The sequence below is a fragment of the Saccharothrix sp. CB00851 genome, assembly GCF_001905065.1.
GTDB lineage: Bacteria > Actinomycetota > Actinomycetes > Mycobacteriales > Pseudonocardiaceae > Actinosynnema.
Genome location: NZ_LWLC01000033.1, coordinates 1 through 21,236, shown reverse-complemented (window position 1 = coordinate 21,236; position 21,236 = coordinate 1). Strand labels below are relative to the sequence as shown.

At 72.5% G+C, this 21,236-nt stretch carries 22 protein-coding genes; 15 read left to right on the top strand and 7 right to left on the bottom strand.

Annotated elements, in window-relative coordinates; all coding sequences use genetic code 11:
- The first annotated feature begins 3 nt into the window (after window positions 1–3).
- The gene (locus A6A25_RS28450) at window positions 4–525 is read left to right on the top strand and encodes a hypothetical protein (RefSeq protein ID WP_073895386.1); all 522 of its coding nucleotides are present in this window, start codon (window positions 4–6) and stop codon (window positions 523–525) included.
- Between the two features lie 246 nt (window positions 526–771).
- On the opposite strand, the gene A6A25_RS28445 is transcribed toward A6A25_RS28450, so the two are convergent.
- Window positions 772–1,290, bottom strand: coding sequence for an SRPBCC family protein (locus A6A25_RS28445; RefSeq protein WP_073895384.1), 519 nt, complete (start codon window positions 1,288–1,290; stop codon window positions 772–774).
- Window positions 1,291–1,440: 150 nt separating this feature from the next.
- On the opposite strand from A6A25_RS28445, the gene A6A25_RS28440 reads away from it, so the two are divergent.
- The 10 genes from A6A25_RS28440 (at window position 1,441) to helR (ending at window position 11,573) form a co-directional block, all read left to right on the top strand.
- Window positions 1,441–1,956, top strand: a complete 516-nt coding sequence (locus tag A6A25_RS28440) for a D-glycero-alpha-D-manno-heptose-1,7-bisphosphate 7-phosphatase (RefSeq protein ID WP_073895382.1) — start codon at window positions 1,441–1,443, stop codon at window positions 1,954–1,956.
- Window positions 1,953–2,945 (top strand): glycosyltransferase family 9 protein, encoded by a 993-nt coding sequence (locus A6A25_RS28435; protein ID WP_073895380.1) that lies wholly within the window; start codon window positions 1,953–1,955, stop codon window positions 2,943–2,945. Before A6A25_RS28440 ends, A6A25_RS28435 begins: the two co-directional genes overlap by 4 nt.
- Window positions 2,942–3,820, top strand: coding sequence for a glycosyltransferase (locus A6A25_RS28430; RefSeq protein WP_073895378.1), 879 nt, complete (start codon window positions 2,942–2,944; stop codon window positions 3,818–3,820). Before A6A25_RS28435 ends, A6A25_RS28430 begins: the two co-directional genes overlap by 4 nt.
- Window positions 3,817–5,022, top strand: coding sequence for a glycosyltransferase (locus A6A25_RS28425; RefSeq protein WP_073895376.1), 1,206 nt, complete (start codon window positions 3,817–3,819; stop codon window positions 5,020–5,022). The genes A6A25_RS28430 and A6A25_RS28425 overlap by 4 nt, the downstream gene beginning before the upstream one ends.
- Window positions 5,019–5,594: a D-sedoheptulose-7-phosphate isomerase gene (locus tag A6A25_RS28420; protein ID WP_073895374.1), complete on the top strand. Its 576-nt coding sequence runs from the start codon at window positions 5,019–5,021 to the stop codon at window positions 5,592–5,594. The genes A6A25_RS28425 and A6A25_RS28420 overlap by 4 nt, the downstream gene beginning before the upstream one ends.
- Window positions 5,591–6,877, top strand: a complete 1,287-nt coding sequence (rfaE2, locus tag A6A25_RS28415; protein WP_073895372.1) for a D-glycero-beta-D-manno-heptose 1-phosphate adenylyltransferase — start codon at window positions 5,591–5,593, stop codon at window positions 6,875–6,877. Before A6A25_RS28420 ends, rfaE2 begins: the two co-directional genes overlap by 4 nt.
- Window positions 6,877–7,557: an SDR family oxidoreductase gene (locus A6A25_RS28410; protein WP_073895371.1), complete on the top strand. Its 681-nt coding sequence runs from the start codon at window positions 6,877–6,879 to the stop codon at window positions 7,555–7,557. Before rfaE2 ends, A6A25_RS28410 begins: the two co-directional genes overlap by 1 nt.
- The gene (locus A6A25_RS28405) at window positions 7,548–8,726 is read left to right on the top strand and encodes a cytochrome P450 (protein WP_073895369.1); all 1,179 of its coding nucleotides are present in this window, start codon (window positions 7,548–7,550) and stop codon (window positions 8,724–8,726) included. Before A6A25_RS28410 ends, A6A25_RS28405 begins: the two co-directional genes overlap by 10 nt.
- Before the next feature lie 29 nt (window positions 8,727–8,755).
- A complete protein-coding gene (locus A6A25_RS28400) occupies window positions 8,756–9,256 on the top strand; it encodes a DUF6328 family protein (protein ID WP_073895484.1) in 501 nt (166 codons plus the stop codon).
- A gap of 115 nt (window positions 9,257–9,371) precedes the next feature.
- Window positions 9,372–11,573: an RNA polymerase recycling motor ATPase HelR gene (gene helR, locus A6A25_RS28395; protein WP_198932897.1), complete on the top strand. Its 2,202-nt coding sequence runs from the start codon at window positions 9,372–9,374 to the stop codon at window positions 11,571–11,573.
- A gap of 57 nt (window positions 11,574–11,630) precedes the next feature.
- On the opposite strand, the gene A6A25_RS28390 is transcribed toward helR, so the two are convergent.
- The 3 genes from A6A25_RS28390 to A6A25_RS28380 all read right to left on the bottom strand — a co-directional run bounded on the left by A6A25_RS28390 (window position 11,631) and on the right by A6A25_RS28380 (window position 13,946).
- Window positions 11,631–12,305: a DUF6766 family protein gene (locus A6A25_RS28390; RefSeq protein ID WP_073895365.1), complete on the bottom strand. Its 675-nt coding sequence runs from the start codon at window positions 12,303–12,305 to the stop codon at window positions 11,631–11,633.
- A gap of 82 nt (window positions 12,306–12,387) precedes the next feature.
- Window positions 12,388–12,756, bottom strand: coding sequence for a hypothetical protein (locus A6A25_RS28385; protein ID WP_083668756.1), 369 nt, complete (start codon window positions 12,754–12,756; stop codon window positions 12,388–12,390).
- Window positions 12,757–12,773: 17 nt separating this feature from the next.
- Window positions 12,774–13,946: a zinc-dependent alcohol dehydrogenase gene (locus A6A25_RS28380; RefSeq protein ID WP_073895361.1), complete on the bottom strand. Its 1,173-nt coding sequence runs from the start codon at window positions 13,944–13,946 to the stop codon at window positions 12,774–12,776.
- Window positions 13,947–14,035: 89 nt separating this feature from the next.
- Here A6A25_RS28380 and A6A25_RS28375 point away from each other — a divergent pair, with 89 nt between their 5' ends.
- Window positions 14,036–14,857: an SDR family oxidoreductase gene (locus A6A25_RS28375; RefSeq protein ID WP_073895359.1), complete on the top strand. Its 822-nt coding sequence runs from the start codon at window positions 14,036–14,038 to the stop codon at window positions 14,855–14,857.
- Between the two features lie 614 nt (window positions 14,858–15,471).
- On the opposite strand, the gene A6A25_RS28370 is transcribed toward A6A25_RS28375, so the two are convergent.
- Window positions 15,472–15,867 (bottom strand): ChaB family protein, encoded by a 396-nt coding sequence (locus A6A25_RS28370; RefSeq protein ID WP_073895357.1) that lies wholly within the window; start codon window positions 15,865–15,867, stop codon window positions 15,472–15,474.
- Between the two features lie 70 nt (window positions 15,868–15,937).
- Here A6A25_RS28370 and A6A25_RS28365 point away from each other — a divergent pair, with 70 nt between their 5' ends.
- Complete coding sequence (locus tag A6A25_RS28365; protein WP_380736073.1) at window positions 15,938–17,329, top strand: aldehyde dehydrogenase family protein; 1,392 nt, start codon at window positions 15,938–15,940, stop codon at window positions 17,327–17,329.
- Here the strand turns inward: A6A25_RS28365 and A6A25_RS28360 are convergent.
- Together A6A25_RS28360 and A6A25_RS28355 are read right to left on the bottom strand one after the other, a co-directional pair.
- Window positions 17,287–17,889 (bottom strand): response regulator transcription factor, encoded by a 603-nt coding sequence (locus tag A6A25_RS28360; protein WP_073895353.1) that lies wholly within the window; start codon window positions 17,887–17,889, stop codon window positions 17,287–17,289. The genes A6A25_RS28365 and A6A25_RS28360 overlap by 43 nt on opposite strands.
- Window positions 17,886–19,025, bottom strand: a complete 1,140-nt coding sequence (locus A6A25_RS28355; RefSeq protein WP_143193468.1) for a sensor histidine kinase — start codon at window positions 19,023–19,025, stop codon at window positions 17,886–17,888. The genes A6A25_RS28360 and A6A25_RS28355 overlap by 4 nt, the downstream gene beginning before the upstream one ends.
- A gap of 108 nt (window positions 19,026–19,133) precedes the next feature.
- Between A6A25_RS28355 and A6A25_RS28350 the strand changes: the two genes are divergently transcribed.
- Together A6A25_RS28350 and A6A25_RS28345 are read left to right on the top strand one after the other, a co-directional pair.
- The gene (locus A6A25_RS28350; protein ID WP_073895482.1) at window positions 19,134–20,048 is read left to right on the top strand and encodes an ABC transporter ATP-binding protein; all 915 of its coding nucleotides are present in this window, start codon (window positions 19,134–19,136) and stop codon (window positions 20,046–20,048) included.
- Window positions 20,045–20,749, top strand: a complete 705-nt coding sequence (locus A6A25_RS28345) for a hypothetical protein (protein ID WP_073895349.1) — start codon at window positions 20,045–20,047, stop codon at window positions 20,747–20,749. Before A6A25_RS28350 ends, A6A25_RS28345 begins: the two co-directional genes overlap by 4 nt.
- Window positions 20,750–21,236: the final 487 nt, after the last annotated feature.

Sequence of the window (21,236 nt, the reverse complement as noted above, 5' to 3'; positions counted from 1 at the left end):
CGCATGGACGAGGAACCCAGGAGCGGAGGTCCGTCGGTGGTGTGGGCGGGTCCGCCCGACGCGCCGGCCGTGATCGTGCTCGACCCGGCCGGTGTCGGCAGGCACGGCGACCTGCCCGGCACCTGGCGCCCGCTGACGGACCACCTGCAGGTCATGTGGTGCCGGCTGCCCGCGGCGGACGAGCCGTGGCACGAGGTGGACGAGGTGCTGTCCGAGTTCGCCGACCGCTCGGTGCCGGTGCACCTGGTGGCCGGTGCGGCGGCCGGCGCCGGGGTGGGTGAGCTGATCCGGCGACACCAGGACCTGATCAGCTCGGCCCAGACGTTCGCCGCCCCCGTGCCGCTCGGGCACCCCGAGGTGGTGCTGGAGGTGCTGCGGGAGCTGCTTGACCAGGACGTGGACCCGGGAGCCGACCGCGAGCGGGGCACCAACGGCAGCCCCAAGGCCGGTTCGCTGCTCGGTGACGCGGCGTCCGCGCTGCGCCAGTCGGTCGGGCAGCTGTTCGAGCGGCTGAAGGACGGCTGAGCACCGGAACACCGGAAAGGGCCCGCCGCGGCGCGGGCCCTTTCGCATGCGAGACACGCGGATCGCCGCACGCACCCATCGCATGGCACGCACCCATCGCATGCGAAAGCCCCGCGAACCGGAGTTCGCGGGGCTTTCGCGGACCTTCGACCGCAGCCGGTCAGCTGCCGTCGACCGGCGGCCTGGGACGGGGGATCGGAGGGTGTGACCAACTCCGTCGCCGCGGGTCCCGGACCGCCGAGGGGCTCATCGCAGCGGATCTCCCGGACGGCCGGCGTCCGGCAGGTCGTGACGCGTCTCGCCGGCCTGCGGCGGCCGGTTCACGTCACCGCGCCACGCACCGGTCTCGACGCCGCGCCCCTCGATGAACTCCTTGAACCGCTCCAGGTCACCGGAGACGCGGTGGCCGACCACGCCCGTCGCCGCACCGGCCTTCTCGGTGAGCGTCTGCGGGTCGTACTCCATCTGCACGTGCACTCGCGTCCGGCGGTCGTCGAGGCGGTGGAACGTCACCACACCGCCCTGCGGCGGACCGTCGACGGTGTGCCACGCGACCCGCTCGTCCGGGTGCTGCTCGGTGATCTCGGCGTCGAACTCCCGCGTCACGCCACCGATCTTGGTGACCCAGTGGGTCCGGGTGGGTGTCACCTGGGTGATGCGCTCGACGCCCTCCATGAACTGCGGGAACGACTCGAACTGCGTCCACTGGTTGTACGCGGTCGTGACCGGGACCTCGACGTCCACGGACTTCTCGATCGTCGTCACTTGCAACAACCTCTCTTCAGGGAATCGAGTTCGACACCCGGATACCCCGGAACAAGGTCCTTACACACATGGGCGACCACCGCGGAGTGACGGAGAGTAGCGCCTCGCCGAGAAGTGTTTGCTTCTCTTCCCACCGGCTAACTCTCCTCTGTGGACCAGTACCCCGACGCGGTTCTCTTCGACCGCGACGGCACGCTCATCAGGGACGTGCCCTACAACGGCGACCCGGACAGGGTGGAGCCGATGCCCGGCGCGCGCGAAGTTCTGCGCGTGCTGCGCGCTCACGGAGTGCGCACGGGTGTCGTGAGCAACCAGTCCGGCATCGGTCGTGGTCTGCTCACGCGCACCCAAGTGAACGCGGTGAACTCGCGGGTGGAAGCGCTGCTCGGCCGGTTCGGCACGTGGCAGGTGTGCCCGCACGGCCCGGACGACGGCTGCGCGTGCCGCAAACCCGCGCCCACCATGATCCTCCAGGCCTGTGAGGCGCTTCAGGCCCGTCCGGAGCGCACCGTCTTCATCGGTGACATCGAGGCCGACGTCGAAGCCGCCCTCGCGGCCGGTGCCACCCCCATCCTCGTGCCCACCCCGGCGACCCTGCCCGACGAGGTCGAACGCGCACCGCACACCGCGCCCGACCTCCGGTCCGCATTGGCGATGGTCCTATGAGGACGCTCGTGGCCAGGCTCGACAACGACGGTGACGTGCTGCTCGCCGGTCCGGCGGTGCGCGCCGCCGCGCACGCGGGCGAAGTCGTGGTGCTGTGCGGTCATTCCGGCGCGCAGGCCGCCGCGCTCCTGCCCGGTGTGCACCGGGTCGTTCGGTGGGACTGCCCGTGGATCGCCAACCCCGCACCCGAGGTGCGCACACCGGACATCGAAGGGATCGTCGCCCTGCTCAAAGGGATTCGCGCGGACGTGGCACTGATCCTGACGTCGTTCCACCAGAGCCCGTTGCCGCTGGCGTTGCTGCTCAAGCTCGCCGGTGTGCCGAAGATCGTGGCCCGTTCGACGGATTACCCCGGCTCCCTCCTCGACGTCCGGCTGCGCGACGACCCGGACATCCCCGAGGCCGAGCGCGCGCTGGAAGTCGCACGGGCCGCCGGTTTCGAGCTGCCGCCGGGTGACGACGGCAGGCCGGCGATCATCCCACCACCGGAACCGGCCGAGATCGGGCCGTACGTCGTGGTGCACCCCGGCGCCTCCGTGCCCGCCCGCGCGTGGTCGCCGGACCGGTGCGCCGAAGCCGTCACGGCACTCGCCGAGGCCGGGCACCGCGTCCTGGTCACCGGTGGTCCGAACGAGACCGACCTCACCCGGCACGTGGCCGGCGCGCACGGCGTCGACCTCGGCGGCCGGACCACGTTCGCCGAACTGGCCGGTGTCCTGGCCCGCGCGGACGCGGTCGTGGTCGGCAACACCGGACCGGCGCACCTCGCCGCCGCGGTCGGCACGCCGGTCGTCTCCTTGTTCTCGCCCGTCGTGCCCGCCCGCCGTTGGGCGCCGCACGGGCCGCACGTGTTGCTGGGCGACCAGGACGCGCCGTGCCGCGGCTCGCGCGCCCGCGAGTGCCCGGTGCCCGGCCACCCGTGCCTTGACCGGGTGACGGCCGACCAGGTCGTCACCGCCGTAGCCGACCTCGTGGGGGTGCGGACGTGAAGATCCTGCTGTGGCACGTGCACGGCTCGTGGACGAACGCGTTCGTCCGGGGCGGGCACGAGTACCTGATCCCCGGGCCGCCCAACGGCATCGGCCTGGCCGGACGCGACTGGCCCGCCGCGCGCGAGGTCACGTCGTCCGAAGTGGACGCCGACATCGCCGTGCTGCAACGCCCGGAGGAAGTCGGCTGGGTGCCCACCGGAATCCCGGTGGTGTACCTGGAGCACAACACGCCCAAGTACCCCAACCAGACGCACCCGCTCAAGGACTGGCCGGGCACGATCGTCCACGTCACCCACTTCAACGACCTGATGTGGGACTGCGGGACCACGCGCACGGTGGTCATCGAGCACGGCGTGGTCGACCCCGGCCCCCTGTACACCGGTGAACTGCCCCGTGCCGCCGTCGTGGTCAACGACCCGGTGCGCCGCGGCCGGGCGGTCGGCACCGACCTGCTGCCCCGGTTCGCCGAGGCGGCGCCGCTGGACGTCTACGGCATGAAGACCGAGAAGCTGGGCGAGATGGGGCGCGGCGACCACGACCTGGCCTCGCTGCACCGGGAACTGGCCCTGCGACGGCTCTACCTGCACCCCGTGCGGTGGACGTCGCTGGGGCTGTCGCTGATCGAGGCGATGCACCTGGGGATGCCCGTGGTGGCGTTGGCGTGCACCGAGGTCGTGCGCGCGGTGCCGCCGGAGGCGGGCGTGGTGTCCACCGACGTGGACGAGCTGGTGCGGGCCGCGGCCGAGCTGGTCGCCGATCCCGCGCTGGCCAGGCAGAAGGGGAAGCACGCCAGGGAGTTCGCCCTGGCCCGGTACGGGCTCGACGCCTTCCTGCGGAGTTGGGACCGGCTGTTGACAGGAGTGAGCGGATGAGGATCGCGATGGTGTCCGAGCACGCCAGCCCGTTGGCTGCCCTGGGCGGTGTCGACGCCGGCGGGCAGAACGTGCACGTGGCCGCGTTGTCGGCGGCGTTGTCGGCGGGCGGGCACGACGTGGTGGTCTACACCCGCCGCGACGACCCGGCCCTGCCCGCGCGGGTGCGCACCGAGCAGGGCTACGAGGTCGTGCACGTGCCCGCCGGCCCCGCCGCGGCGGTGCCCAAGGACGACCTGCTGCCGCACATGGGCGAGTTCGCCCGGTTCCTGGAGAACGCGTGGTGCGAGGACCCGCCCGACGTCGTGCACGCGCACTTCTGGATGTCCGGCCTGGCCTCGGTGCTCGCCGCGCGCAAGGTCGGCGTGCCCGTCGTGCAGACCTACCACGCCCTGGGCACGGTGAAGCGCCGCCACCAGGGCGCGGACGACACCAGCCCGCCCGAGCGGATCGGCATCGAGCGGATGATCGGGCGCGAGGCCGACCGGATCGCGGCGACGTGCGACGACGAGGCGGCCGAGCTGATGCGCATGGGCGTGCAGCGGTCGCGGATCTCGGTCGTGCCGTGCGGCGTGGACCCGGTGCGCTTCCGCCCCGACGGCCCGACCGACCGCCGCCGCTACCGGCACCGCGTCGTGTCCGTCGGCAGGCTGGTGCCGCGCAAGGGTTTCCAGGACCTGATCACCGCGTTGCGGTCGCTGCCGGACACCGAGCTGGTCATCGCGGGCGGCCCGGTGGACGTCGAGTCCGACCCTGAGGCACGACGGCTGGCCGCGCACGCGGAGCGCGTCGGCGTGCGCGGGCGGCTGTGGCTGGCGGGCCAGGTGTCGCGGGACGCGATGCCCGCGTTGCTGCGCTCGGCCGACGTGGTGGCGTGCGTGCCCTGGTACGAGCCGTTCGGCATCGTGCCGCTGGAGGCCATGGCGTGCGGCGTGCCGGTGGTGGCCAGCGCCGTCGGTGGCTTGACCGACACCGTCGTGGACGGCGTGACCGGCGTGCTCGTGCCGCCGCGCGACCCGGCCGCGCTCGCCCGTGCGCTGCACTCGCTGCTGGCCGACGACGCCCGCCGGGAAGCGTGCGGCATGGCCGGGCTGGACCGGGTGGGCGTGTGCTACACGTGGGACCGGATCGCGGAGGACACCGAACGCGTCTACGAGCGGGTCACGGCGGTGCGCGCCGTGGCCGTGGGAGGCACGCGATGACCGTCGAGACGCACTTGAACGGGCTGGCCCAGTCGCTGGCCGGGCTGCGTGCCCAGGCGCCGCGGCTGACCCGCTGGGGCGGCGTGCTGGCCCGCAGGCTCACCGACGGTGGACGGCTGCTCGCCGCGGGCAACGGCGGCTCGGCCGCCGAGGCGCAGCACCTGACCGCCGAGCTCGTCGGCCGGTTCCGCGACGACCGGCGGCCGTTCTCGGCGATCGCGCTGTGCGCGGAGTCGTCCAGCGTCACGGCGATCGGCAACGACTACGGCTACGAGCAGGTGTTCGCCCGCCAGGTCACCGCGCACGCCCGGCCGCAGGACGTGGTCGTGCTGCTGTCCACCAGCGGGCGCAGCCCGAACCTGCTGGAGGCGGCGAAGGCGGCCCGGCAGGCGGGCGCGCACGTGTGGGCGATGACGGGCCCGACCCCGAACCCGCTGGCGGAGGCCGTGGACGAGGTGCTGGCGCTGCCGGGCGAACCCGCGAACGTGCAGGAAGCGCAACTCGTGGCCGTGCATGCACTGTGTGCGGCCTTCGAAGCGGCTCTACCCGCGGCGGAACGGAGGGTCTCGTGAAGCTGGTCGTCGTCGGCGACTCGTTGCTCGACATCGACGTGCTCGGCACCGCTGAGCGCCTCTGCCCGGATGCGCCCGCGCCGGTCCTCGACGTGCAGGAAGAACGCGCCCGCCCGGGTGGCGCGGGGCTGGCCGCCGCCCTGGCCGCTGCGGACGGTGTGGACGTCACGCTGGTCAGCGCCGTGGCCGACGACGAGGACGGCCACCGGCTGCGCGACGAGCTGGCCCACGTCGAGACCGTCCTGGGCCCGTCACCCGCGCCCACGCCGGTCAAGACCCGGCTGCGGTGCGGCGACCAGTCGATCGCCCGGCTCGACCGCGGTGGCGGCCCCGGTGCGCCGCAGGCCACCGACGACATGCTCGACGCCGTGCTGGAAGCCGACTACGTGCTGGTCTCCGACTACGGTCGCGGGCTGGTGCGTGACGAACGGCTGCGCGGAGTGCTCGCCCGCCGTCCGGTGGTGTGGGACCCGCACCCGCGCGGTCCGGCCCCGGTGCCCGGGGCGCGGCTCGTGACGCCGAACGCGGCCGAGGCCAAGACCTTCAGCGGCCACGCCGACCCGATGGACGCCCTCGAAGCGCTGCGGGCGAAGTGGCGTGCCCGGGCCGTCGTCGTCACGCTCGGCGCGGACGGTGCGCTGCTGCACGGCGGCGGCACGCCGGTAGCCGTGCCCGCGCCCCGCGTCCCCGTGCTCGACCCGTGCGGCGCGGGGGACCGGTTCGCGGTCACCGTCGCGGCACGGCTCATGCGCGGCGCGGCGATGGACGACGCGGTCGCCGACGGCGTCACGTCGGCCGCCGAGTTCCTGCGCCGTGGTGGCGCGTCCGGGTTCCGGTCGACCGATGAATTGTCCACGGTGGACGCGGTGCGGGCGCGGGGCGGCACGGTCGTCGCCACCGGCGGCTGCTTCGACCTGCTGCACGCCGGTCACGTCCGCACCCTGCGCGCCGCCCGGTCGCTCGGCGACTGCCTGGTGGTGTGCCTGAACTCCGACGCGTCCGTGCGCCGGCTCAAGGGCCCGGACCGGCCCGTCACCGAGGAGCAGGACCGGGTCGAGGTGCTGCGCGCGTTGGGCTGCGTGGACGACGTGGTCGTGTTCGAGGACGACACGCCGGAACGCGTGCTGGCCGCCCTGCGCCCGGACGTGTGGGTCAAGGGCGGTGACTACACCGTGGAGTCGCTGCCGGAAGCGGACCTGGTCCGGGGGTGGGGTGGGCGGACCGTCGTCGTGCCCTACCACCGGGGCCGGTCGACCACCGAGATGCTGTCGAGGAGGGGCTGATGCTCGGTCAGGTGCTGGTGACCGGAGGCGCGTCCGGCTTGGGCGCGGCCGTGGTGCACGCGGTGCACGAGTTGGGCGGGCGACCGCTGGTGCTGGACAAGGCGGCACCGTCGTCGCCGGAGGTGGCCGACTTCGAGTCGGTGGACCTGTCCGACACCAGGGCGGCGGAACGCGCGGTCAAGGCGATCGCCGGGCGCAACGGCGGCCTGCGGGCCGTGGTCACGGCGGCGGGCACGGACGCGTGCGGCCGGCTGGACGAGGTGTCCGGCGCGGACTGGGACCGGGTGGTGATGGTGAACCTGCTCGGCACCGCCGCGGTGGTGCGGGCGGCGTTGCCCCTGCTGGACGGCGGACGGGTGGTGACGATCGCGTCCACGCTCGGCATCAAGGCGGTCAGCGACGCCACCGCGTACTGCGCCTCGAAGTTCGGCGTGGTCGGCTTCACCAGGGCGCTGGCCGCCGAGACCGCCGGGCGCGTCGGCGTCACCCTGGTCATCCCCGGCGGCATGCGCACGCACTTCTTCGACGACCGCGCCGAGCAGTACCGGCCGCCGGACGACAGCAAGCTCAACCCGCCCGAGCGGGTCGCCGACGCGATCGTGTTCGCGCTGCGCCAACCCGAGGGGTGCGAGGTGCGCGAACTCGTGGTCGCGCACGCCGAGGAGGGGTCGTGGCCATAGCCTCCCGGCTGGACACCGGCCGGGCGTTCGCCAAGGTGCTGCTGCCGACGGTGGCCAAGGGCGTCATCGTGCGCCGCCCGTCGACCACGGCGATGGCGGAGAAAGTGCGGGCGGACGCCGTGGCCGTGGCCACCGTGCAGCGGTTCCGCGAGCGCTACGGACCGGAACCGCTGCGGCTCAGGGTGACCGGGCGCAGCATCGCGCTGCTGCTCGACCCGGTGGACGTGGCGCGGCTGCTGGCCGAGTCGCCCGAGCCGTTCGCCCTGGCCACCCGGGAGAAGGAGGCCGCGCTGGCGCACTTCCAGCCGCACGGCGTGCTGATCTCGACGGGACCGGAACGGGCGCACCGGCGTGCGGTGAACGAGGACGTGCTGCGGCCGGAGAAGATCGACGTGGTGGGCATCGTGGCCGACGAGGCCGACCTGTTGCTCCGGCACGCGCGCAGCGTCGGCGAGCTGACGTGGGACGCGTTCGCGCAGGCGTGGTGGCGGGCGGCGCGGCGGATCGTGCTCGGGTCGTTCGCGCGGCAGGACGGCGAGCTGACCGACCTGCTGCGGACGTTGCGGGGCAACGCGAACTGGGCCTACCTCCACCCCCGCCGCGAGGCACTGCGCCGGCGGTTCGAGCAACGGCTGCGGGGGCATCTGGAGCGCGGTGAGCCGGGCAGCCTGGCGAGCCTCGCGCCCGCCGACGAGCTGGTCGACCAGGCGCCGCACTGGCTGTTCGCGTTCGACGCGGGCGGTATCGCGACCATGCGGGCGTTGGCGATCGGCGGCGAGGGGGAGGCCGGGATCTGGGAGTCGGTGCGGTTGTGGCCGACGACGCCGGTGATCCTGCGCGAGAGCACCGAACCGACCCGCTGGCACGGCACGTGGCTGCCGGCGGGCACCACGTTCGTCGTGTTCCTGCCGTACTTCCACCGCGACCCGGACCGGCTGCCCTGCGCCGACGCCTACGCGCCGGAGAACTGGCCCGCGCCCAACGACCCCGGCCTGGTGCCGTTCAGCGGCGGTCCGGGCATCTGCCCCGGCCGCGACCTCGTGCTGGTGGCGGGGAGCACCATGCTGGACGCGCTGCGCGACCACTTGGAGGTGCCGACGCTGAGTCCGCCGCTGCCCGCCACGCTGAACCACTTCGGGCTGACGTTCGTCACTCGAAGTGATGATTAGTTACTCCCTCAGACGGGTATGTGGTGGCCGTGAGTCAGGCTGAGGAGTCACATCAACGGAGATTGGCGCGCAACCTCAACGAGCTGTTGCAGGAACTGCGCGTGGCACAGGCCGGTGTGCAGATCCTGTTCGGCTTCCTGCTGTCGATCGCGTTCACCGAGCGCTACGCGGGGGCCGGCACCTACATCCGCGCCACCCACCTGATCACCGTCCTGTTCGCCGCCGGGGCCGTGGCGCTGCTCACCGCGCCCGCCGCCTGGCACCGGCTGCTCTTCCGCCGGGGCAGGCGCGAGGACGTGATCGAGGTGGCGAACAACTTCGCGATCATCGGGCTGGCGTGCCTGGCGGTGGCCATGACCGGCACGATCCTGGTGCTCGGCGAGGTCATCATCGGCGGCTGGATCGGCATCGTGCTCGGCGCGTTCGCGGCCCTGGTGTTCGGCACGCTGTGGTTCGCGTGGCCCTGGCGCGAGCGCGGGCGGGACACCATGGCGGACGACGACGAAGACGACGAGGACCGCATCGAGTGAGCGGAATCCTTCCCGCCACCTTCAACTTATAGCGCACCCCCGGACTTGCGGCAAGCCCCCGGTCATGCCGCACACTCTCACGGCCAACGCCATGACCTGCGGAAACCGGGGGCACGTGTCCACTCAGGGGTATGAAGAAGAATTGCGGTCCGAACGCGCGTACGTGGCGGACCTGCACCGGCGGCTCGACGCCGAACGCGCGCGGGTGAAGCGGCAGTACGAAGCGGCGCTGCGCGGCACCGGCGGCACGCGGCTGGAGCGGGACGACGAGGTGCGCGCGCTGGCCAAGGAGGCGAAGCGGCTGGGCGTGGCGGACAACGGGCTGTGCTTCGGCCGGCTGGACGCCGTGTCCGGCGAGGTCTCCTACATCGGCCGGATCGGGCTGTTCGACGAGGACGACGAGTACGAGCCGGTGCTGCTGGACTGGCGGGCGCCCGCGTCGCGCGCGTTCTACGTCGCCACCGCGGCCAACCCCGAGAACATGCGCCGCCGCCGCCAGTTCCACACCAACCGGCGGCACGTGGTCGACTTCACCGACGAGGTCCTCGGCCGCCCCGACGGCGCCGAGCGCGGTGACGCGGCCCTGCTCGCGGCGGTCAACGCGCCGCGCGGCGAGGGCATGCGCGACATCGTGGCCACGATCCAGGCCGAGCAGGACGAGGTCATCCGGCTCGACCACCCCGGCGTGCTGGTGATCGAAGGCGGCCCGGGCACCGGCAAGACCGTGGTGGCGCTGCACCGCGTCGCGTACCTGCTGTACACGCAGCGGGAGCGGATGGAGCGGCACGGCGTGCTCGTGGTCGGCCCCAACCCGGCGTTCCTGAACCACATCGGCCGCGTCCTGCCGTCGCTCGGCGAGTCCGACGTGGTGTTCACGACCCCCGGAGACCTGGTGCCCGGCCTGCGCGCCACGGCCGAGGACGCGCCCGAGGCCGCCCGGCTCAAGGGCTCGCGGAAGATCCTGGACGTGCTCGCGGCGGCGGTCGCCGACCGGCAGCGGTTGCCGGAGGAGCCGATCCCGGTCGAACTGGGCGGCGTCACGGCCCGGATCGACGCCGAGACCGCGGCGTGGGCCAGGGACGAGGCGCGGACGAGCGGGCTGCCGCACAACGAGGCACGCGCGGTGTTCACCGAGATCGTCACGTACGTGCTCACCGAGCGGGCGATCGGCCGGATCGGCAAGGGCTGGCTGACCCGGTCGGACCGCGAGTCGTGGGAACGGCTGCGGGCCGACCTGGTCAAGGAACTCGCGCAGGACGAGGGGTTCACCGCCGCGCTGGACGAGCTCTGGCCCGTCCTGACGCCGCAGGCGCTGCTGTCCTCGCTGTACACGTCACGGGAACGGCTGCGGGCGGCCGGTGCCGACCAGGTGCTGTGGCGTGCCGACGGCGAGGCGTGGACGGTGTCGGACGTGCCGCTGCTCGACGAGCTGGTCGACCTGTTGGGCCGGGACAAGTCCGACGACGGGGCCGCCGAGCGCGCGCGGCAGGCCGAGGCGAAGTACGCCGCCGAGGTGCTCGACAGCCTCCAGGGCCGCCAGGACTCGATGGACGACGAGGACCACCTGTACGCCACGGACCTGCTCTACGCCGAGGACCTGGCCGACCGCGTGCTGGAGCGGGACACCCGCGAGCTGGTGGAACGCGCCGCCGCCGACCGGGACTGGACCTACCGGCACGTCGTGGTGGACGAGGCGCAGGAACTGTCCGAAATGGACTGGCGGGTGCTGATGCGGCGCTGCCCGGGCCGCTCCTTCACCGTGGTGGGCGACCTCGCCCAACGCCGCTCGCCCGCCGGTGCCACGTCGTGGGGCACGATGCTGGACCCGTACGTCCCCGGCCGCTGGGCCTACCGGCCGCTGACGGTGAACTACCGCACCCCGGCGGAGATCATGGCGGTCGCCGCCGCGGTGCTGGCCGGGTTCGCCCCCGACGTCAAGCCACCGGAGTCGGTCCGCGCGTGCGGCGTGCGGCCGTGGTCCAGGCGGGTCAGCGAGGACGAGTTGGGTGCGGCCGTCGAGGAGTTCGTCCGGGCCGAGGCCGGCCGTGAGGGCACCAGCGTGGTGATCGGCCCACCGGACGTGCCGGGCACCGTGGCCGCGTCGGAGACCAAGGGCCTGGAGTTCGACGCCGTGCTGGTGGTGGAACCGGAACGCATCCTCGCCGACGGCCCACGCGGAGCGGCCGAACTGTACGTCGCCCTCACCCGCGCCACGCAACGCCTCGGCGTCCTGCACCACGGCCCGCTGCCGCGCGCCCTGAGCGGGCTGGTCGAGCTCGGGACGCCCGCCGGTGCCGGGAGCGCCCGGTCCGCGTAGTGGTGGACCCGCGGCCGGTCCTGCCCCGGGCCGGCCGCGGTCACCGCCCGGGGTCGGTCAGCCGGACTCGTCGGTCCGGTCGTGTGGCGTGCCCACGGGCTTGGACTCGGGCGACCCGCGTTGCCGCAGGTACACGCTCAACACCACCATCGACCCGATGGCCAGGAACTCCGACTGCCAGTTCTGCAGCGACCGGTTCCAGAAGTCGGCCGACAGCACGTAGTCCCACCAGCCCACCGGGTCCTGGAACGTGTTCAGCTGGTCGTTGTTGTACGAACTGCGACCGGCGATGGACTGGGTCAGCCACGAGCCCACGAACAGCCCCAGCATGACCAGCCCGAGCGAGTTCGAGTACAGCGCCGTCCGCCAGCCACCCGCCTTCGCCCACGGCGGCGACTGCTCCTTGACGTACGCCCCGACCAGCTGGTCCTTGTCGGACTCCGCGCCGATCCGGTCGGCGGGCTTCGACTCGGGCGAGCCGCGCTGCATCAGCCACACGGTCGCGAAGATGAACAGGAAGAACTGCAGGTACTCCGACTGCCAGTTCTCGGCGACGTCCACCGCGAAGTCCGACGAGGCCACGTACTGCCAGAAGCCGATCGGGTCACCGCCGTCGGTGAGCCGCCGGTTGTTGAGGTCGGCGTTGCCCGCGAACGCCTGACCCACCAGCGTTGCCAGGAACAGCAGGCCGAACGCCAGCCCGAGTCCGTTGTCCCGCAGGAACCTCTTCACAGCCCCACCAATCCGATGACGCTGAAGAACACCAGCAACACCACCACACCGAGCAGGTAGGCGTAGAACATCCCGCGCTGCGTCACGGCCCACCCACTTCGCACGTGTACGGCCGTTCGCCCTGCGACTCGCAGCCGGCGCCCGCCACCCGCCACCCCGACGACAGCTCACGCAGGAACAGCACGTCGTCGGACGTGCGGACCTGCGCGGCGTCACCCCAGACCTCGACCGACTCCACCGTCCCACCGGGAACGTCGAGCGACGAGCACTCCACGTCCTCGCGGGCACGGTCGGTGAGCAGCTCGCAGGCCCTCTCCGAGTCACCCGAGGCGACCGCCGCGGTGAACTCCTCCGTCACCCGTTTCACCACGTCACCGGACCCGGAACCGCACCCGCCCAGTACCAGCACCGCCGGCAGCGACACGACGGCGCACCACCGAAAGCGGATCATGGCTGGACCATAACCCGTCATGGGCGCAGGAGCACTTTGACGGCGCCGTCCTGCTTGCGCTGGAAGATGTCGTAGGCGTGCGGCGCCTGGTCGAGCGGCAGGTGGTGGGTGGCGAAGGTGTCCACGCCGAGCGGGTCGTCGTCGGTCAGCAGCGGCAGGATCTCCGGCACCCAGCGCCACACGTTGGCCTGGCCCATGCGCAGCTGCACCTGCTTGTCGAACAGGGTCAGCATCGGCAGCGGGTCGGCCATCCCGCCGTACACGCCGGACACCGAGATGGTGCCGCCGCGCCGCACGATGTCGATCGCCAACCGCAGGGCGTGCAACCGGTCCACGCCCGCGGTCTGCATGAACCGCGCCGCGATGGCGTCCGGCAGCATCCCGACGGCCTGGTGCGCCAGCTTCGCGACCGGCGCGCCGTGCGCCTCCATGCCGACGGCGTCGATCACGGCCTCCGGCCCGCGCCCGTCGGTGAGGTCGCGGATGTGGTCCACCAAGTGGCTGTCGCGCACGTTCAGCACGGTCACACCGTGGCCGCGAGCCCGCGCCATCCGCTCGGGCACCAGGTCCACCCCGATGACGGTCTCGACGCCGCGGTGCTGCGCGATGCGGGTCGCCATGTCGCCGATCGGGCCGAGCCCGAGCACCACCAGGCTGTCCCGCGTGCCCGCGTACTCCACCGCCTGCCACGCCGTGGGCAGCACGTCGGACAGGTACACGAACCGGTCGTCCGGCGGCCCTTCCGGCACCTTGATCGGCAACGTGTTGCCGAACGGCACCCGCAGGTACTCGGCCTGCGCGCCCGGCACCTGCCCGTACAGCTTGGTGTAGCCGAACAGCGCCGCGCCGGACCCGTGCTCGCGCACCTGGGTCGTCTCGCACTGCGACTGCAGGCCCCGCCCGCACATGAAGCACGTGCCGCAGGAGATGTTGAACGGCACCACCACCCGGTCACCCGGCTTGACCTCGGTGACCTCCGCACCGACCTCCTCGACCACGCCCATCGGCTCGTGCCCGAGGATGTCGCCTTCGTCGATGAACGGACCCATCACCTCGTACAGGTGCAGGTCGGAGCCGCACAGCCCGGTGGACGTGATGCGCACGACGATGTCGCTCGGCTCCTTGAGGATCGGATCCGGCACGGTGTCCACGCGCACGTCCCGCTTGCCGTGCCAGGTGACGGCCTTCATCAAAACCCCTCCCGACTGCGCCGCGGTCGACTGCCCGGAGCGTTCCCGGCACGGCGTGTGGCAAACACCGGCCCGGGTACCCGCAGCTCATGAGCGCACCACTACCCCAGGACCGGGTGGGCGCGCCGCAACGAGCGGTCGTCACCGGGTCCGATTCCGGCATCGGCAAGGCGATCGCGGTAGCCCTGGCAGGCGGCGGCGTCGACGTCGGCATCACCTTCCACACCGACGCCGACGGCGCCGAGGACACCGCCCGCAAGGCACGTGAACAGGGCGTCCAAGCAGCCGTCCGCCGACTCGACCTGACCGACCTCCCCACCGCCGCCTCCGTCGTAGACGACCTCGCCGCCGAACTGGGCGGCATCGACGTCCTGGTCAACTGCGCCGGCACCGGCACCGCGCAGAAGGCCATGGACATGGACTTCGACACCTGGCGCGGCGTCCTGTCGGTCGACCTCGACGGCGCCTTCCTGTGCTCACAACGCGCCGCCAAGCACATGATCAAAGCGGGCCGAGGCGGCAGGATCATCAACATCACGTCCGTCCACGAGCACCAGCCCAGGGTCGGCGCCGCCCCGTACTGCGCCGCCAAGGCAGGCCTGGGCGCACTGACCAAGGTGCTGGCCCTGGAACTGGCCGAGCACGCCATCACGGTCAACTCGGTCGCACCGGGCGAAATCTCCACCCCGATGACCGGCCAGGAGGACATCGACCCCCGCACCGAACCCCGGCCAGGCGTGCCTCTGGGACGCCCGGGCCACGCGAACGAAGTCGCCGCCGTCGTCGCCTTCCTCGCCACACCAGCCGCCGGCTACGTCACCGGCGCCTCATTCCTCGTGGACGGCGGAATGACGCTGATGGGCCCCCAAGCAAGCCAACTCCTCACCGACCGAAGCTGGCTCACACCCTGACCAACCCACCACACCTGCACCGGCACGCCGCCCTCACTGCACTGGCACGTCCTTCTCCCTCATAGGAGGGCTTCGTGTCATCCCGCCGACCTGGCGCAGCCTTACCGCACGTGTCAAGGGCGGCGCGTGCGGCTTTGCCCGCTACTTCACTGGGACCTCGCGCCGCCCTTGACACGTGTGGTAACCCGGAGGGAGGTCGGTGGGATGACACGGAGTCCGGTACCACCAACTCAGCGGGAGTTCCCGACGCAATAAGAGCGAGGCGGGACCAGGGGATGTCATCCTGTTGATCTGCCCGTCCGGCGAGGACATGCTTTTAATCTTTTAGGTTCTTGCACTTAAGAACTACCAGCACGCCACTCAAGTCCCGGCTCGATTTGACATGGGGCCCCTTACGGGCACTCCAGGCAGGCCAAAGCCGGGCAGGCCTGGCGGAAAAAGCGCCCGCCAAGCCTGCCCGGCTTCGACCAGCCTAAAGCACCCGAACCCCATGTAAAATCGGGCCTCTGCGGTTGGGCTGCGGACCCGTTGTGGGCGGACCCGTTGTGGGCGGGTCCGATGTGGGCGCGTTGAGTTTGTGCGGATTACGACCGGGCCTTGGCGGTTTATTCGTCTTACGACCGGGCCTTGGCGGTCTTGCGGTTGTTCGCCTTGCCGATCGCGTCCACCAATTGCTGCTTGGTCATGCTCGACCGCCCCGGCACATCCAGCCTCTTGGCCAAGTCGTACAAGTGCTGCTTGCTGGCGTTGGCATCGACCCCACCCGCAGTCCGGCCCTGCTTCGGCGTGCTGCGAGCCGCCTGCTTGTCGGACGGCCCCTTCTCCGCCTTCGGTTCCCAGTGGTCGCCGACCTTCTCGAACGAGTGCTTCAACGCGGCGAACGCGGTCCGGTGCGAGCGCTGGCCCTCGCCGTAGGTCTGCACTGCCGAGTCGTGCGCCTTGATCCACGTCCGCTGCGCCTTCTTGGACGAGCGCGCGATCGTGCTCGGCAACTCCTCACGTCCGGGCATGGCTGTCCTCCTCGGGGCTCCGCCTCGGGTTTCACCTCGGCCACCGGGGTACCCGGAGGCCATGACGGACATGCGTGTCGATGCACTCGACGTCCACAGCCCGCTCGACGGTCAGCTGATCGGCTGGCTGCCCACCGCCACGGACGAGGACGTGGCCGGCTCGGTGCTCACCGCCCGTGAGGCGCAGCCCGGTTGGGTGGCGACACCCGCCGCCGAACGGGGAGCCGCGCTCAAGGCCGCCGCCCAGGCGATCCGGGAGCACGCGGCGGACCTGGCGAACGTGCTGCACGCCGAGACCGGCCGCCCGCTCGCGTCCGCCCGGGACGGTGTGCTGGCCAGCGTGTCCACGTTGGAGCAGTACGCCGAGCTCGGACCCGTCCACCGTGGACGCTCGCTCCAAGGCTCGCCTGACGCGGCGGACTTCATGGTCCCCGAACCGCGCGGCGTGGTCGTCGCGCTCACCCCGTGGAACGACCCGGTGGCCGTGTCCTGCGGGCTGCTCGGCGCGGCCCTGGTGACCGGCAACGCGGTGGTGCACAAGCCGAGCGAACGGTGCCCGCACACCGGTGTGCTGCTCGCGCAGCTCATGGTCGACCACTTCCCGCCGGGCGTTCTGCAGAGCCTCACCGGCGACGCCTCGATCGGCTCGGCGCTGGCCTGCTCACCGCACGTGGACGTGGTCGCCCACGTCGGCGGCACGGCGACCGGCCGCTCGATTGCCGCCGCGTGCGCCCGGACCGGCGCGAAGGCGCTGCTGGAGAACGGCGGCAACGACCCGCTGCTGGTCGACGCGGACGTGGACCCGGCGTGGGCGGCCGGGCAGGCGGCGATCGGCGCGTTCACCAACGCGGGCCAGCTGTGCACGTCGGTGGAGCGGATCTTCGTACACCAGGCCGTGGCCGACGAGTTCCTGACCGCGCTGTGCGACGAGGCCCGCCGTTGGAACGCCGACCCTCAACCGCTGGTCGACCTGCGGATGCGCGACCACGTGCACGCGCACGTCGCCGAGGCGGTGGCGGACGGCGCGCAGCCGCTGGTCGGCGGCGAGATCCCGGACCGCGACGGCGCGTACTACCCGGCGACCGTGCTCGACCACTGCACGCCCGACATGCGCGTGTTCCGGGAGGAGACCTTCGGGCCGGTCGCGCCCGTGCGCGTGGTGCCGTCGTTCGAGGACGGCCTGGCGGAGGCGTGCGTGGACGAGCACGGCCTGGCCGCGACCGTGCTGACCGGGTCGATGGCGCACGCGCAGCAGGCGTGGCGGGCGCTGCCCGTGGGCACGGTGAAGGTCAACGCCGTCTTCGGCGGTGCGCCCGGCGGCGCCGCCCAGCCCCGCCGCCTGTCCGGCACCGGGTTCGGCTACGGGCCGGAATTGCTGGACGAGATGACCGCGGTGAAGGTCGTGCACCTCGGCCAGGCTCAGATCCAGCCCTCGTCCCAGGCCAACCGGGCGGCTTCGTAGCGGGTGTTCACGCCAAGCTTCGTCATCGCCGACGACAGGTAGTTGCGCACCGTGCCCGCCGCCAGGTGGGCCTCCTGCGCGATCGCCGCCACCGTGCCACCCCGCAACGCGTACCGCAGCACATCCAACTCCCGCGCGGTCAACGGGCACGTGCCCTCGGTGAGCGCGGCGGCGGCGATCTCGGAGTCCACGTAACGCCGGCCCGCGTGCACGTCGCGCAGGATCGACGCGAGCTGCGCCGCCGGTGTCGTCTTGGGCACGAACCCGCGCACGCCCGCGCTCAACGCCCGCCGCAGCACGCCGGGCCGCGCGTGCCGCGTCACGATGACCACCGCGACACCCTCCAGCCCGCGCACCGCCTCGGCCGCCAGCACACCGTCCAGCCGGGGCATCTCCAGGTCGAACACCGCGATGTCGGGCCGGTGCGCCCGCACCGCCGCGACCGCCGCGTCACCGTCGCTGGCCTGCGCGACCACCGAGATGTCGTCCTCCAACTCCAGCAACGCCGCCAGCGCGCCCCGGATCAGGTCCTCGTCGTCGGCCAGCACCACCCGGATCACCGGCCCACCCCGGCCCTGCCCACCAGCTCGAACTCCTCCGGGCCCGCCGGACCCACCTCGACCCGTCCGCCGACGGTGGCGAACCGCTCCCGCAACCCGGCCAGCCCCGCGCCCTCCCCGTCCGCGCCCGGCGCGAAATCGGCCGGCACGCCGTCGTTGCGCAGCCGCACGCACACCTGACCGTCGAGCACGTCGATCAACACCGCGCAGCGCCGCGCCCGGCTGTGCCGCAGCACGTTCGTCGTGCCCTCCCGCACCAGCGCGCCGAACAGCGGCTGCAACGGCGGCGGCACGCCCGCCGCGTCACCCTCGACCGTCGTCTCGATGCCCGCCGCCCGCAGCACGCCCACCGCGTTCGTGATCTCCGTGCCCAGGCTCGCCCGCCGGTAGCCCTGCACCACCTCGCGGGTCTCCCGCAACGCCGTGCGCGCCAGCTCCGCCACCTCGCCCGCGTGCTGCCTGGCCAACTCGTCGTCCCGGCCGATCAGCCGCTGCGCCAGCTCGCCCTTCAACGCGATCGCCTGCAGGTGGTGGCCCTGTATGTCGTGCAGGTCGGCGGCGAACCTGAGCCGCTCCTCGGCCACGGCCAGCGCCTCGGCGGTCTTGCGGGCCTGCTCCTGCTTCACCGCCAGGTCCCAGATCCACAGCTGGGCCAGGTCGGCGACCACCAGCGCGACGATCAGCACCCCGGCCGTGAGCATCGCCAGACCGGCGTCGTCGCCGCCGAACAACCCGCCCACACCGACCGACAGCACCGCCATGACGGTCACCACCGGCCACCGGCTGCGCGCCGGGAGGACCGCGCCCACGTGCGCGACCACCAAGGCGGGCAGCATGGCCCAGGCGGGCATGAAGCCGCCGCCACCGCTGGTCACCGCCCACGCCGCCAGCGCCACCGCGAACGTCGCCGCGTGCTCCCACAGCGGGCCGTCACCGCGACCCAACCCGATCATGGCCCGCCGCATGTACCGGGCGTGCTGGGTGATCACGATCGCCACGGCCGCCGCCAGCAGCACCGACTTCAGCACGCCGTGGTCGTGGGCGAGCAGGTCGGCCACCGTGCCGAGGCCGACCACCACGCCGCCGGCCACCACGGTCCACCACGTGTAGCGGCGGAGCCTGCTCAGGGGAGTCACAGCACGAATCTACGAGCCGGATCGCCCGCCTGTCTGCTGACATCTGTCACACGGACCGGTGTGCGACGGCACTGGGTGCTGCCCGTGCGCGCGACCAGCATGGTGGCCATGGGAGAAACGGTGATCGACGTGGCGGACCTCAGGTGCCGCTACGGTGACTTCGAAGCCGTGCGAGGGGTGGACTTCGAGGTCCGGCGCGGTGAGCTGTTCGCGCTCCTGGGCACCAACGGCGCGGGCAAGACCACGACCATGGAGACGTTGGAGGGGCTGCGCGCCCCGTTCGGCGGCACCGTGCGGGTGCTGGGGCTCGACCCGTTCCGCGAACGCGCGGCACTGCGGTCGCGCACCGGGATCATGCTGCAGGACAGCGGGTTCCCGGCCGACCTGACCGCACGCGAGATGGTCGCGCTGTGGGGCGTCACGAGCGGTCGGCGTGCCACCGAGGACGTGCTCGCCCGGCTGGACCTCCAGCACCGCCGCGACGTGCGGATCAAGCAGCTCTCCGGCGGCGAGCGGCGGCGGCTGGACCTCGCGCTCGCCGTGCTGGGGCGGCCCGAGCTGCTGTTCCTGGACGAGCCGACGACCGGGCTGGACCCCGAGTCGCGGCAGCGGACGTGGGACGTGGTGCGCGGGCTGCTGGCCGAGGGCACGACGGTCGTGCTGACCACGCACTACCTGGAGGAAGCCGAGTCGCTCGCGCACCGGCTGGCGATCCTGCACGAGGGCCTGGTCGCGGTGTCCGGTGCGCTGGTGGACGTGCTGGCCGCGCAGCCCGCGCGGATCGAGTTCGACCTGCCGGACCGGCTGGACGTGACCGCGTTGCCGATGCTGGCGGGCGACGTGGTGCACCGGCCGACCGGTCGGGTCGAGGTGCGCACCGGCGAGTTGCAGGACGACTTGGCGGTGCTGTTGGCGTGGGCGGGGCGGGAAGGCCTGCGGTTGGGTCGGATCCGCGCGCACCACGCGTCGCTGGAGGACGTGTTCCACAACGCCCGCACGGGCAGGGAAGTGGTGGCCGCATGATCGTCGCACTGGGCGTGGCCGAGCTGAAGCTCCTGCTGCGCAACCGGACCGCCGCCGCGCTGGCCGTGCTGATGCCGTTGGCCACGGGCTTGTTCTTCGCCTTGCAGATGAACGGCGAGGAGGGCGGCTGGACGATGGTGGTCACGCTCCAGCTGCTGTTCTCGTTCGGGTTCACCGTGTACGTGACGGTGACGACCGCGTTGACCGCCCGCCGCCAGGACCTCTACCTGAAGCGGCTGCGGACGGGTGCGGCGTCGGACGTGGTCGTGCTGACCGGCATCCTGCTGCCGGTGGTGCTGCTGGGGGTCGTGCAGGCGCTCGTGCTGCTGGGCATCAGCGTGGCGGCGGGCGCACCGGTGCCCGCGCGGCCGGAGCTGCTGGCGTTGGCGCTGGTCGGCGGGGTGGCGCTGAGCTGCGCGGCGGGCGTGGCGACCAGCGGCGTGACCGGCACCGCGGAACTGGCCCAGATCACCACCGCGCCGTTCTTCTTCGCCTTGATCATCGGTGGCCTGTTCGGGTCCAACGGGGTGGTGGACCTGCCGGTGTTCCTGGTGCCGGGCACCGGCCTCGGGACTCTCGTCGGCGCGGCGTGGGGCGGCCCGACCGACCAGATCGGCCCGGCCGCCCTGTCGGTGGCCCTGTGGACCGTCGCCGCCACCGCCCTGGCCGGCCGCTTCTTCCGCTGGGACCCACGCGGCTAACCCGCCTGCCCCGTCCAGCGCGCCGCGCGCGAGGAGATCGAAGCACTTTGACGGCCTCCCAGTGCAGAAGCCGACGAGCCCAGCCGCACCTCTGACCTGCGCTTTTACCGATGGCCGTGTTCACGATCGGGTGATCATGCCGCCGGCATCAAAGAACACGGTGTTATTATTCATCTGAAACGTCGGGAGAAACAACAAGGCCGCCTCGACCCGCCGCATGCCCCGACCGGACCGCCCGCCTCCGGGTACCGCCCCTTCAACGGTGCCGCCAGCGGGCGAAGGCCCCGGGTGTCGGGACTGGCCAGCGGGCGGCGGCCGCGCAGGGGCGGCCGGGCACGGGCGGCCGGGCGGTGAGAGGCCCACGAGTGAGGCGACGGCAGCCGCACCCCGGCTGGTGCGGGGTGCGGCTGGGGCACCTCAGCCGCCGGGCCTGCCGTCACTAGGGCGTGTCTCCAAATCTTCGGCCTGGTAGTAGGTCATGATTGGC